The following is a 13,103-nucleotide window of genomic DNA, read 5'->3' on the forward strand; positions in this document are numbered from 1 at the left end:
TCATTGCATTTTTCTTGCAATTTTTTGGCTCAATTATGCAAAGCTTTTACTACATCCGAATGGCAATATTCATTTAAACTGTTTAAAAATCTCAGCTTTATTGACTTATGAATAGCACGCCAACGCATCAGGCTTTACAACCCGAATTTAGACTTCTTGTGCTATTGGTCTCTATTGGCTTTTTTATGCAAGGGCTGGATACGACCATAGTCAATACAGCAATCCCAGCGATGGCAAGAAGTTTGGGCGAAGACCCGCTACAAATGCATAGTGTGGTCGTGGCCTATGTCTTGTCCGTTGCGGCGTGTATTCCTTTAAGTGGTTGGTTGGCCGATCGTTTTGGTGTACGAAATACGTATTTCACAGCCATTATTATTTTTACGTTAGCATCGCTAGGCTGCGGCATGGCCAATAGCCTGAATGAGCTGCTGGTTTATCGGGTAATTCAAGGTATAGGTGGCGCATTACTGCTGCCTGTTGGGCGTTTGGCGATGCTCAAAGTGATTCCTCGGACACAGTTTTTATCGGCTATGAGTCTGATGAGCCTTGCTGGTTTAATGGGCCCCTTAATTGGCCCTACCCTTGGCGGTTGGATGGTGGAAGTCGCAACATGGCATTGGATCTTTTTAATTAACATTCCAATGGGACTGCTAGGGGTACTCATTACCTTTAAAGCCATGCCCAATGTGACCGAACCGAGCGTACAACGCTTCGACTTTATGGGTTTTGTCTTATTGGTCGTCGCCATGGTGGGGTTATCGTTAGGCATTGAAAACTTTGCCAGCCCGCATCTGCCGCTATGGTGGAGCCTGCTTTTAGTCGCAGCAGGCATCATCGCCAGTTTGATCTATGCCTTTCATGCACATACCCACGCCAATGCGCTGTTTCGCAGTAAATTATTTCAAAATCGGATCTATGCCATCGGTATTATCGGCAACTTCTTTGCCCGCCTTGGCGGCAATGCCATGCCATTTTTGATTCCCTTAATGCTACAAGTGGCTTTTGGCTTTGAGCCATTTATCACAGGTTTATTGATGATACCGACGGTACTCGGTTCATTGGCATCCAAACCGATTATTCGTCAAATTATTCAACGCTTTGGCTATCGTAAAGTGTTATTGGTAAATACCTGCTTGGTCGGCGCTTGTATTTGCAGTTTTGCGCTCTCTACGGCTGAAACCCCCACATGGTTACGTGCCTTACACTTTTTTATTTTTGGTATTTTAAACTCGCTGCAATTCGTTTCGATGAATACCTTAACCCTCAAAGATTTACCCCAACAAGATGCCAGCAGTGGCAACAGTTTCTTGTCGATGATTATGATGGTGTCGATGAGTATCGGTGTGGCTTTGGCAGGGACTTTAGTCAACGTGTTTACGGCCTATTATGGTCCTGCACAAATCGAAACGGCATTCCATAGCACCTTGATTTTACTCGGCTGCATTAACCTGATTACCGCAGCGATTTTTTGGCAAATTCCTAAACATGTGGATGTCTAAACCTGTGTCATCGGGCAAATCTATGACAGTTCAGCCCCTAAAGGGTTATGATAAAAAGGACACTTGGATACATTTTCATGCCTAAAAAAGCCAAATCACGTACCACAAAAAGTTCACTCAAAAAATACAGCCCGATTATTGCACTCAGCGCTATCAGCGGCGTCATGGTGGTGGCTGGATTGGGTTATTTAGCTGTGATGCCACATCGCCCTGCATCTGCAGAAGAATATCCCGTCAAAGGCTTTGATGTTTCTCATCATCAAAAAGATATTCAATGGTCAAAAATTTCACCTAAAAAATACCAATTTGTTTATCTTAAAGCCACAGAGGGTGGTGATTTTAAAGATCGAAAATTTCAAGATAACTGGTTACAAGCACGGGAAAACGGCTTTTTAGTTGGGGCCTATCATTTTTACCGTCTGTGCCGTGATGGCAAGATTCAGGCGGAAAATTTTATTGCTTCCGTGCCGAAAAAAGCCGATGCCCTTCCTCCCGTGATTGATTTGGAATATGACACCAACTGCATTAACACCTATAGCAAAGAGCAGTTACTCAAAGAAATCACTTATATGCATGATCGCTTACACCGCCATTATGGCAAACAACCGATTTTTTATACTTCGAAGTCTTTTTATAATATTGTCTTAGCTGGCGAGTTTAAACAGACGCCGCTGTGGGTCCGCGAATATAAAGGCCTACCCGATCTAAAAAACAATCCGAAATGGCTGATTTGGCAACATACCAATCAAGGACAAATTCAAGGCATCTCGACCACCGTCGATTTAAATGTATTTTCAGGTGATGCCAAGGCATGGACTGATTTTTTAGACAAAAATGGCGTTTCCCCGATCAAACCCCGTTGATTTATTCACCGACTCAGGACAACATCGAAGCAAATAATCCATGAAAACTGAGTCGCAGGATGCGTATTTTAAAAACTTTTCTTATTATATTTTCAGTCTTTATGATCCTCGCCATCGGGATATTGGCATATTTGATCCAACCTTCAGGGACCTTGGCAGCGTTTAAAACATGGCATTATCAACTTCCCGCACAAAGCACTGCAGATACTCACTCAGCGGCGCCCTATCACGTCAAATTCTTTGGCGTTTCGACTTTACTGTTTGACGATGGCCAAGAGCAAATCCTCATCGATGGCTTCTTTACTCGTCCATCGCTCAGTCGGACCATATTCACTCAGATTCAAAGTGATCGACCTTTATTACACAGCTATATCGACCAATACGACTTAAAACGCACACGTGCTATTTTCGTAACTCATTCACATTATGATCATGCGCTTGATATTCCAATGTTGGCCCACCAGCTCCCCAAGGCCATGATTGTCGGCTCTAAAAGCACCTTAAATATTGCACGGGCGATGCCAATCGCTGAATCACAATTGCACGAAGTTCAAGCTTGGCAACCGATGCAAATCGGTAAATTCACCATTACTGCGATCCCCTCGCAACATACTCCGCCAACGGCCGTTAATGATGATTTGGGGGAAGAAATTTCGCAGCCATTGCAACTCCCTGCACATTTTAATCAGTTTAAAGAAGGTGGATCATATGATTATCTCATCCAACATGGGCCGCATTACAGTTTAGTCAAAGCCAGTACAGGTGCTGTGCCCAAACAGTTGCAAAAACTAAAAGTCGATACCTTATTTTTAGGCATCGCCCAACTTTCCAAGCAAACGGCAGCGTTTCAACAGCAATATTTCAAAGAAACCTTAGCGACTCTTCAACCCAGCACCGTGATTCCAATTCATTGGGATAATTTTTTCAAACCACTGAATCCAGAGCTCGAATTTTTACCCCGTTTTGCCGATGACACCCCTCAAAGCCTAAATCTATTGATACAGTCAGCAGCAGCTCAAAACACCAAGGTGGTTTTACTCAGTCAACCTGTGTCGTTTGAGTTAAAAAATTGAGGAAAGCGCTAGATTGACTGTGCGATACTGACATTCAATTTTCAGGCACTGATCTAACCAGGCATGAGGAAAATCATACATATCGACATGGATGCATTCTTTGCATCAGTAGAGCTGCGGGAACGTCCAGAACTCAAGCAGCTTCCTGTTGTTGTGTCTTCACATCACCCTCGTGCAGTCATCTGCGCTGCGTCCTATCCTGCACGTGAATTTGGTTTACGTTCTGCAATGTCGATGGCACAGGCCCGTAAACTCTGTCCACAAGTCGTAGTGATCGAACCGAATTTTGAAAAATATCGTGCTGTTTCGGCGCAAATTCATGCCATTTTTCAACGCTATACGTCGCTGATTGAACCTCTATCTTTAGACGAAGCTTATTTGGACGTCACAGAAAATTTACAACATATTCCGAGTGCCACTGAAGTCGCTATGCGAATTCAGGCAGAGATTTTACAAAGCACTGGTTTAACTGCCTCCGCAGGTGTCGCGCCCAATAAATTTTTGGCTAAAGTTGCTTCTGATTGGAACAAACCCAATGGCATTTGTATTATCAAACCGTCTCAAGTTTTGCATTTCATCCATGACTTGGCACTGAAAAAAATTCCCGGTGTGGGAAAAGTGACTCAAGAAAAATTAAAAGCCATGCAACTCAATACATTGGGTGATTTACAACAAATTGAAGAAGCCGTTCTGATTCATCATTTCGGTAAATATGGCCGACAACTCTATCTGTATGCACAAGGGATTGATGAGCGACCTGTCCAATCTAGACGTGAACGTCAACAGATCTCCAAAGAAACCACTTTTGATGATGATCTCACCCTGAGCCAATGTCAGCCCTATTGGCCCAAATTGATTGACCAAGTTTGGTCTAGTTTAGAAAAAAAGCAGTTAAGCGCACGTGGTGTATCGGCCAAATTAAAACTGAAGAATTTCCAAGTGCTACAGCACAGTAAAAGTTTTAAAACGTCACTGAATCATCGTGAAGACCTTGCGCAGGTATTGCAGCAATTACTGCATGAAATGCATATTTCTGAGGACGATCGATTTCGTCTGATTGGCGTAGGGGTCTATCAATTAAGTGCGCAAAACCAAGAAACACAACTTTCGCTGCTCTAAAAACTTCAAGAAGATCGTATTTGCTTAAGATTTAGGCAGAAGAACAAAATTAAAGCAATTTGCTATTCACAAAGCCTAAAATTAGAGTACTCTATCAGCGCACTACATTATCCGTGTATGCGCTGAGATGCTGAAAATCACCTTTACTTTCAGCATGCTGTCCTGTGATTGGCGTGACGATCAAATCCGAATATTACAGGGCAACTCTGTTGTCAATCATGGAATACCCCGCTGTATGCCTTCTGCAAAATCTGCTCCAAATCCTGAAAATATTTCACAAAATCAAGAACAACGTGCGCGTAAAGCCGCATTAAGTAGCTTCATTGGTGCCGTAGTCGATTGGTACGATTTTTTACTTTATGGCATTGTTGCCGCACTCATTTTCAAAGATCAGTTTTTCCCCAGTATTGGCAACAATATGGGAACCTTGGCAGCCTTGGCGACCTTTGGCGTCGGCTTCCTGTTCCGCCCCTTAGGCGGCATTGTATTTGGACACTTTGGTGACAAACTGGGTCGGAAAAAAATGTTGGTGCTCACCGTCATCCTGATGGGCATTTCGACGGTCGGCATTGGTTTACTGCCCAATTTTGCGGCCATCGGTTGGTGGGCCCCGATCCTACTCGTAACACTTCGGGCAATACAGGGTTTTGCTGTCGGTGGTGAATGGGGCGGCGCTGCCCTGATGGCTGTAGAAAATGCCCCGAAAGGCAAAAAAGCCTTTTACAGTAGTGGTGTACAAATTGGCTATGGCGTCGGACTCGTTCTGGCAACAGGCGCTGTGTCGTTAATTATTGCCACTTTGGGTGAAGATGCTTTTGCTGATTAGGCATGGCGAATTCCCTTTATTGCCAGTATTATCTTGCTGGCTATCGCGATGTGGATTCGACGTGATCAAGACGAATCTCAAGAATTTGTCAACCATGTGGTCAAAGCTCAACAAACGCCACAAAAATTACCGATTCTGCAAGCGATTAGCCAACACCCAAAAGCCTTTTTTTACATTATTGCGCTGCGCCTGACCGAGTTACTCACCATGTATTTGGTGACGAACTTTGCACTGAATTATTCCACCGCTCAATTGGGTATGGACAAGCAGTTCTTCCTGAATATCACCTTAATGGTTGGTGCAATTAGCTGCTTCAGCATTCCCCTCTTTGCGTGGCTAGCAGATCGATTTGATCATCGTAAGATGTGTGTGCTGGGTGGCTTAATTGGTGCGCTTTCTGCCTTTCCATTCTTCATGGCCCTTGATGCTCAAAATACTTGGCTGATTATTGTCGGTGCAATTTTCCTTGCCAATATTGCCCATGATATGGTGGTGAGTGTACACCAGCCGATTTTTACCTCCTTGTTTGGTACCGCCTATCGCTACAGTGGCGCAGGTGTCGGCTATCAAGTGGCCAGTATTATCGGTGGTGGCTTTACCCCAATGATTGCAGCAGCTTTGGTGATTTGGGGTGATGGTTCATGGCATTATGTGGCAATTTACCTTGCTGTCGGCTGTTTATTGACGGCCTTAGTTGCAGCTACAATGCCTAAAACTCAAGATTAAGTGACCTTTTTGCTTTCAGGATATTCCGCATGACCATCCAACGCCTGCATGTTTCAAAACGCTTCTCCGAAATCGCTATTTCCGGTCAATTGATCCATTTGGCAGGTCAATTGGCAACAGACCTTGATTTAGACATCAAAGGACAAACACAGCAAACATTTGAGATCATTGATCAATTTCTTGCAGATGCCGGCACAGATAAAAGCCAGATTATGTCAGTGACCATTTATCTGAAAGATATTGAACAGGATTATGCCGCATTCAATGAGGTATGGGATGCGTGGGTGTCAGACATTGAAGCATTACCCAGAACTTGTGTTGAAGCCAAATTATACGACCCGCGTGTACTGGTAGAATTAACCGTCGTAGCCGTTAAGCCTGAATAATCATTAAGCCTAAATAACCATTAAAAAAAAGCATGTCTAAAGACACGCTTTTTTTTGCAAAAGGCTTTGCTCTTTGAATCCCTAAGATCCAATAATTTTGATCTTTTTACGTTCCAAATCTGAATATAAATGATATTTTTTCAAATCATTAACCGGTACAAATGGCGCTTGTACACGCTGCTCATTTAAGAAATCTTCGCGTAATTGAACGTACTCAGGCACATCATCATAACGAATGACACGATAGCCTGCCAAAGCGAGCAAAGCATCTTGATATTGCGACTGCTGCATCCGTTTGAGTACCATTGGATCATCTAAAGCGACGATCGCTAAGATTTGGTGCTGTTCATCGAGGACGACAAAGTCCGCCACCATATTTCGATACTTGTTCCGCGTCCGATAATATTTCGTGGTCAACAGTGCATCAAAAGACACATGCGCAAGGATTGTATGCTTAGGCAAAATTTCTTTTAAACGCGTGTAGGTTAATTGCTCATTAATGTTGAAAATAGCACGTTGTTTCAATGCGCTATCTTGTTGCTTAGAATCACCTTCTAAACTTTTCCAAGCCATTATGAGCACACAGAAGAGTAAAATACTCCCTATTACTATGTATATAGTCATCTCATAATCCTTTATATTTCTTATATTTTTGGTTTTTGACATACTTCTTATGAATACGAAGTATACAACCAGTATTATTTTTTTAATGTCCTATTAAAAAAAATAACTCTAACTTTCACACAATACGTATTTAAACTGACAAAAAGTTGCAAACTTAAAGCGTCAAACATCACATGCCACTTCGTTCAGAGTAATAGCATCCATTGCTATATACAGATACTTTAGATCATTCGCTAAAACGACAGCAAGTGCATTTCCTCTCACTGTCTGACAATTCCGATAAGCTGTCAATTTTTGCTCGTATTTCATTAAGATAACCAACGCACAGACAGCATTGAGCTTGTAACAACATATAAAAATGCAAACTGTCTGATGCTGCAGAGCATATCAGCCATAAAAAAAGACACCGAAGTGTCTTTTTTTAATTAATCATTTTAAGCGCGTGATTTAGGCTTCGATTTTCCTTTGGGTTTCGGACCGCCAAAAGGTTTTTTCGCATCACCCGTTTCACGCGGCGGCAGACCAGTATGCTGCGTCAAGATTTGACCGCGCTCAGGACGCTTCTTGGTATTTGAAGGACGCGATTGAGCAGCCTTCGTCCGATTACCTTGTTCGCCTGTACGTTTTTGTGAATCACCCGCAATGCTTGAGTTCTTTTTACGTGCAGATTGGTATTGGCCCTCAGCACTACCCGCAGGCTGATACGTCGGAATCAAATGCTGTTTTGAGTTCCCGATCAGATCCTGACGCCCCATTTCTTTGAGCGCTTCACGTAGCAATGGCCAGTTGTTTGGATCATGATAACGCAAGAAGGCTTTATGCAAACGGCGGCGTTTTTCACCTTTCACGATATCGACATTTTCGGTATAACGCGCCACTTTAGCCAGCGGGTTTTTACCGGTGTAATACATGGTCGTTGCAGTCGCCATTGGTGATGGATAGAAGGTTTGCACCTGATCGGCACGGAAACCATTCTTCTTCAGCCAAATCGCTAAGTTCATCATGTCATAGTCCGTCGTACCCGGATGCGCTGCAATAAAGTAAGGAATGAGATACTGCTCTTTCCCTGCTTCCTTACTGAAACGATCAAACATTTGTTTGAAACGGTCATAGGTCCCGATCCCCGGTTTCATCATCTTCGATAATGGACCTTTTTCGGTATGTTCAGGCGCAATCTTCAGGTAACCGCCGACGTGATGTGTCACCAATTCTTTGACATATTCTGGGTTTAACACCGCAAGGTCATAGCGTAAACCAGAACCGATCAGAATCTTTTTAATCCCCGGCAATGAACGTGCTTTACGGTATAACTGCGTTAAAGGTGCATGATCGGTATGTAAGTTTTGACATACACCCGGGAATACACACGACGGCTTACGGCAGTTCTTTTCAATCTCAGGATCTTTACATGCCAAACGGTACATATTGGCCGTTGGGCCGCCTAAGTCAGAAATGATCCCAGTAAATCCCGGTGCGGTATCACGAATTTTTTCAACTTCACGCAAAATCGATTCTTCAGAACGGTTTTGGATGATACGCCCTTCATGCTCTGTAATTGAGCAGAAGGTACAGCCGCCAAAACAGCCACGCATAATGTTCACAGAGAACTTAATCATGTCAAAGGCAGGAAAACGCGCTTCACCATAAGCTGGATGCGGCAGACGCGCATACGGCAAGTCAAACACATAATCCATTTCTTCTGTTGTCAATGGAATCGGCGGCGCATTCAGCCAAACATCACGCTCACCATGCTTTTGCACCATCGCGCGCGCATTGCCCGGATTGGTTTCCAAATGCAAAATACGGTTGGCATGTGCATACAGTACAGGATCATTCGCCACATCTTCATAGGCAGGTAAACGAATCACCGCCAATTCACGCGGCGGCAATTTATGCTTAATGGCTTTTGATGCAGGCTGCAGCTGCACGATTTGTGTGTCGGCGTCTAAGTTATCACCTTCACGAACAATCGGATTTGCTACCGCTTCTTTTTGGAAGCCTTGATATTGCGTAACGCTGTCTTTGCCTTTTTCGATTTCACAGCCTTCAAGGTCTTCGGTCATCACATAAGGGTTAATGATCGGATCGACACGGCCAATTGCATCAACATCATTCGATGCGATTTCAACAAACTTCGCTTTTGAAGCCCGGTTATTTTTATTCACAATAAATGCGGTACCGCGGACATCCGTAATCTCTTGGATTTTTTCACCGCGGGCCAAACGATGCATGATTTCCGTGATTGAACGTTCACCATTACCATACATCAATAGGTCGGCTTTCGAGTCCATCAATACTGAACGGCGGACTTTATCTGACCAATAATCATAATGCGCAATACGGCGCAGCGAGGCTTCAATACCGCCCAATAATACAGGCACATCTGGATATGCTTCACGCACACGCTGGCAATATACCGTTGCTGCACGGTCTGGACGTTTATTCGGTTGATTATCTGGAGAATACGCATCATCCGAACGGATTTTACGGTCTGCCGTATAGCGGTTGATCATCGAATCCATATTGCCGGCTGTTACGCCCCAAGCAATATTCGGTTTACCCAATACACGGAACGCTTCTACATTGGTCCAGTCTGGCTGAGCAATAATCCCGACACGGAAACCCTGCGCTTCAAGGGTTCGACCGATGATGCCTGAACAGAATGACGGATGATCGATATACGCATCACCGCAAACCAAAATAAAGTCGCAGCTATCCCAACCGAGTTGATCCATTTCTTCGCGTGACATCGGCAAAAATGGCGCAGGGTCAAAACAAGACGCCCAATATTTGTCGTAATCAAACAACGCTTTTGGCGCAGTCTGCATAGTATAAGCAGTAGACATGGCTAGCAATTCTCGGCTGGCAGATGGAATGATCTGAAAAAAGATCAAAGAAGATGAAAGCCGATCATTTTACCATGAATTCCATTCATCATGCTTGATTATAATTTATACAACAGCTACAGAATCATTGAATTGTTTTATATAGACTTCAGATGTAATAGTGCTGTAGCACAACTATAAAACAAGATTTAAATAAATCATTTGTAACTTTGCTTTAGTTTAAATCAACCTAGAATGTGTCATGAGTTATCGCATTTTTATTCAATATTAATGCCTGCGCCTGTTGAAATTGAATGTGCATTTCAGGTAAATATTTTTCAATATAAATCTTACGCTTATCCATACTGTCTTGAGTCATCAATGGTTTTACATCAAGCAATTGACGGCGTGTCGTTTCCTGCTGATATTTTTGCCAAAAACTCAATGCTGCATTTGGATCAAAACCTGCTTTCGACATCAGATCAAGTGCAAGGACATCTGCTTCCAGTTCAAATTTTGAAACTTTAGGCAAAAAAACAGCTTGCCCAGTCACACTACTGGCCGCAGTAGCAAGCGCGCCGATACCCGCAGTTGAAGAAATCATCGCCACCTGACTAGCAAACAGCAAGGAAATCTTCTCACGATGATGATCACGCAATGCATGTGCCATTTCATGCGCCATCACAAATGCCAATTCATCTTCAGTCAGCTTTAAACTCCAGTACAAACCCGTATTAATGACAATTTTCCCACTTGGAAAACCATGTGCATTTAAATCTTTATTGAGATTCCCACTGACTTGCCAATCCCATTGACTCGAACCATGGCGGTAAAACTCCGCATTTTGCTTGAGTTTATTTAAAACTTGATCCAATTTCGGATCGATGATCAAAAGTTTCTTGTCTTTCGCCTGATGAATAAATTGTTGATAGGTTCTATCTGCCTGTTTAGTTAATAATTTTTGAGGAACGATAAAAAACTGTTTACGTTCTGCGCCTGCTGTCCCTAAATTCGTGGTATTTGCACAAGCTGAAATTAAGATAAAAACCAAAGCCATCATTAAAATAGTTATATTTTTCATAATCACCTTCAGTTTAAAACTAATGATGATCTATTTATAATTCCAACTAAAATAAATGCAAAAACATTCATAAAATACACATAAACATTAAATATCAATGACTTAAAAATATAATAAATTTTAAAAATGATAACCAAAAATATTTTATTTATTATATTGTGATGCGTTTCATTATTATGAGGCACCTTTTAAAAGGCATATTAGACCAAAGTTGTATAATCATAAAAATAGTAAATTCCGCCATTTTTATAGTGTTATTTATATTAAAAAATAGATGTAAAACGAATATTAAATAATAGCTTATTCACATATTTCTATTTTAATTTATTCAATTGTATTGCTAAAAATAAACCGATCATCAAGATAACAGCAATAAAGCTCGTCAACCCCATCCAACCAGACATCTCCCAAACCAAACCACTACTGCTACCCAAAATACTGGAACCTAAGTAGTAGCAAAATAAATATAGAGATGAACCTACGGCACGGTATTGCAGGGATTGAACTGATACCCAACTACTTGCCGTGGAATGCGCTGCAAAAAAAGCAAAGGTGAATACAATCAGCCCCACAATGACTGACCAAAATGCCGGAATGAGCATAATCAACAGCCCCAACAACATCATGATCAGCATTGCAGGTAAAACTTTTTCACGCCCAAAGCGTTTCCCCCAACTTGCAGCCCGAGGTGAACTATATATTCCTGCCAAATAAGCTATGGAAATTAGCCCAATCCAAGTTTGAGAAAGTTGATAAGGTTCTTCTAATAGGTGGTAGCTCATATAGTTAAATATAGAGACAAAACATCCCATGAGGATAAAGCCTTGAAGGAATAAAATTCTCAGCTTTGGATCTGCTAAATTTTTAACGAAAGATTCATAAAATCGGTTGAAACGAATGGGGTAAGCTTGAAAATGTTGAGATGCCGGAAGTAATAAAAAGAATGCTGTGGCTATACATAGGTTAATGATTCCAATAATCATCATGGCATTTTGCCAACTAATATAATCAATCAATACCCCGGCAATGAGACGACCACCCATTCCTCCAATCGCAGTACCCGATATATACAGGCCCATTGCAAAGCCTATATCTTTTTGCTCAATTTCTTCACCTATATAAGTCATTGCAACTGCAGCAACACCGCTAACACTTAATCCGATCAGCACGCGATTCAATAAAAATATTTCCCAAAGTGGAAATATAGAACTAATGATTGAAAGTGACGCTGCCAAAAATAAAGCGGTGACCATCACAGGCTTACGACCGAATCGATCTGAAATCAAACCAGTGAATAGCAGCCCAATCGCTAAGGCAATGGTAGAAAAAGATAAAGGAAAGCTGCTATGTGTCGGACTGACATGAAAGAAATTCGCAAAGATGGGCATCATCGGTTGTACACAATACAACGATGAAAAAATTGCGAAGCCTGCTAAAAATAAAGAAAATAAAATGGCAAGAAATGGCCGTGTGCCATATTCAATATAAGGAGAATTTGAGGCTAAATCAGACATGAGCTTTCCAACAATGACACGGATAGTATACGCCTTTCAGTCTTTAATTTATAAATCACATGAAATGAATGATGAATTCTTTCTTTTTTTCTCACTACTTCTTTTTCTTTTCCACACATAAAAAAACACCCCCTGACGTATCAGGGGGTGTTTCGAATAAAGAGCTGGCGATGACTTACTCTCACATGGGTAACCCCACACTACCATCAGCGCTAAGAGGTTTCACTTCTGAGTTCGGGAAGGGATCAGGTGGTTCACTCTTGCTATTGTCGCCAGCACAACTGTTATGGATACTCGCTTAGTCTTACATATTGCTAAGGTTTTCTACCAAATGAGTTATTAACAGATCATATCTAAGTTGCATATTTTGTTCTTAAGCGTTAACTAAATCAAGTTATTTTGCTTAATATCGAATCAATTGATGCTTTACATACAACTGTTTGGGTGTTGTATAGTCAAGCCTCACGAGCAATTAGTATTGGTCAGCTTCATGCGTCACCGCACTTCCACATCCAACCTATCAACGTCGTAGTCTTCAACGGCTCTTTAGAGGACATAAAGTCCAAG

The 13,103-nt window shown here is 42.1% G+C and carries 9 protein-coding genes, 2 rRNA genes and 1 pseudogene; 6 read left to right on the forward strand and 6 right to left on the reverse strand.

Annotated elements, in window-relative coordinates:
- The first annotated feature begins 107 nt into the window (after positions 1-107).
- The 6 genes and pseudogenes from mdtD (at position 108) to FTT76_RS13935 (ending at position 6,492) form a co-directional block, all read left to right on the forward strand.
- Positions 108-1,499 (forward strand): multidrug transporter subunit MdtD, encoded by a 1,392-nt coding sequence (gene mdtD / locus FTT76_RS13910; protein WP_180008097.1) that lies wholly within the window; start codon positions 108-110, stop codon positions 1,497-1,499.
- Positions 1,500-1,576: 77 nt separating this feature from the next.
- On the forward strand, positions 1,577-2,362 hold the full coding sequence (locus FTT76_RS13915; RefSeq protein WP_180008098.1) for a GH25 family lysozyme: 786 nt from the start codon (positions 1,577-1,579) through the stop codon (positions 2,360-2,362).
- 59 nt (positions 2,363-2,421) lie between these two features.
- Positions 2,422-3,435 (forward strand): MBL fold metallo-hydrolase, encoded by a 1,014-nt coding sequence (locus tag FTT76_RS13920; protein WP_180008099.1) that lies wholly within the window; start codon positions 2,422-2,424, stop codon positions 3,433-3,435.
- Between the two features lie 63 nt (positions 3,436-3,498).
- Positions 3,499-4,554 (forward strand): DNA polymerase IV, encoded by a 1,056-nt coding sequence (gene dinB / locus FTT76_RS13925; RefSeq protein ID WP_180008100.1) that lies wholly within the window; start codon positions 3,499-3,501, stop codon positions 4,552-4,554.
- Between the two features lie 235 nt (positions 4,555-4,789).
- Positions 4,790-6,106, forward strand: a pseudogene (gene shiA, locus FTT76_RS13930) (shikimate transporter).
- A gap of 29 nt (positions 6,107-6,135) precedes the next feature.
- Positions 6,136-6,492, forward strand: a complete 357-nt coding sequence (locus FTT76_RS13935; protein ID WP_180005213.1) for a RidA family protein — start codon at positions 6,136-6,138, stop codon at positions 6,490-6,492.
- Between the two features lie 81 nt (positions 6,493-6,573).
- Here FTT76_RS13935 and FTT76_RS13940 read toward each other — a convergent pair whose 3' ends face one another.
- From FTT76_RS13940 to FTT76_RS13965, 6 genes are all read right to left on the reverse strand, one after another.
- The gene (locus FTT76_RS13940; protein WP_078189487.1) at positions 6,574-7,116 is read right to left on the reverse strand and encodes a DUF2726 domain-containing protein; all 543 of its coding nucleotides are present in this window, start codon (positions 7,114-7,116) and stop codon (positions 6,574-6,576) included.
- A 434-nt stretch (positions 7,117-7,550) separates the two neighbouring features.
- Complete coding sequence (locus tag FTT76_RS13945; protein WP_078189552.1) at positions 7,551-9,962, reverse strand: YgiQ family radical SAM protein; 2,412 nt, start codon at positions 9,960-9,962, stop codon at positions 7,551-7,553.
- Positions 9,963-10,191: 229 nt separating this feature from the next.
- Positions 10,192-11,022: a M48 family metallopeptidase gene (locus tag FTT76_RS13950; RefSeq protein ID WP_180008102.1), complete on the reverse strand. Its 831-nt coding sequence runs from the start codon at positions 11,020-11,022 to the stop codon at positions 10,192-10,194.
- Between the two features lie 314 nt (positions 11,023-11,336).
- Positions 11,337-12,536: an MFS transporter gene (locus tag FTT76_RS13955; protein WP_180008103.1), complete on the reverse strand. Its 1,200-nt coding sequence runs from the start codon at positions 12,534-12,536 to the stop codon at positions 11,337-11,339.
- A 162-nt stretch (positions 12,537-12,698) separates the two neighbouring features.
- Positions 12,699-12,813: ribosomal RNA gene (gene rrf / locus FTT76_RS13960) — 5S ribosomal RNA — on the reverse strand.
- Positions 12,814-12,987: 174 nt separating this feature from the next.
- Positions 12,988-13,103 (reverse strand): 23S ribosomal RNA (locus tag FTT76_RS13965); the annotation flags it as partial.

This window comes from Acinetobacter sp. YH01009 (assembly GCF_013420765.1).
Classification (GTDB): Bacteria; Pseudomonadota; Gammaproteobacteria; order Pseudomonadales; family Moraxellaceae; genus Acinetobacter; species Acinetobacter amyesii.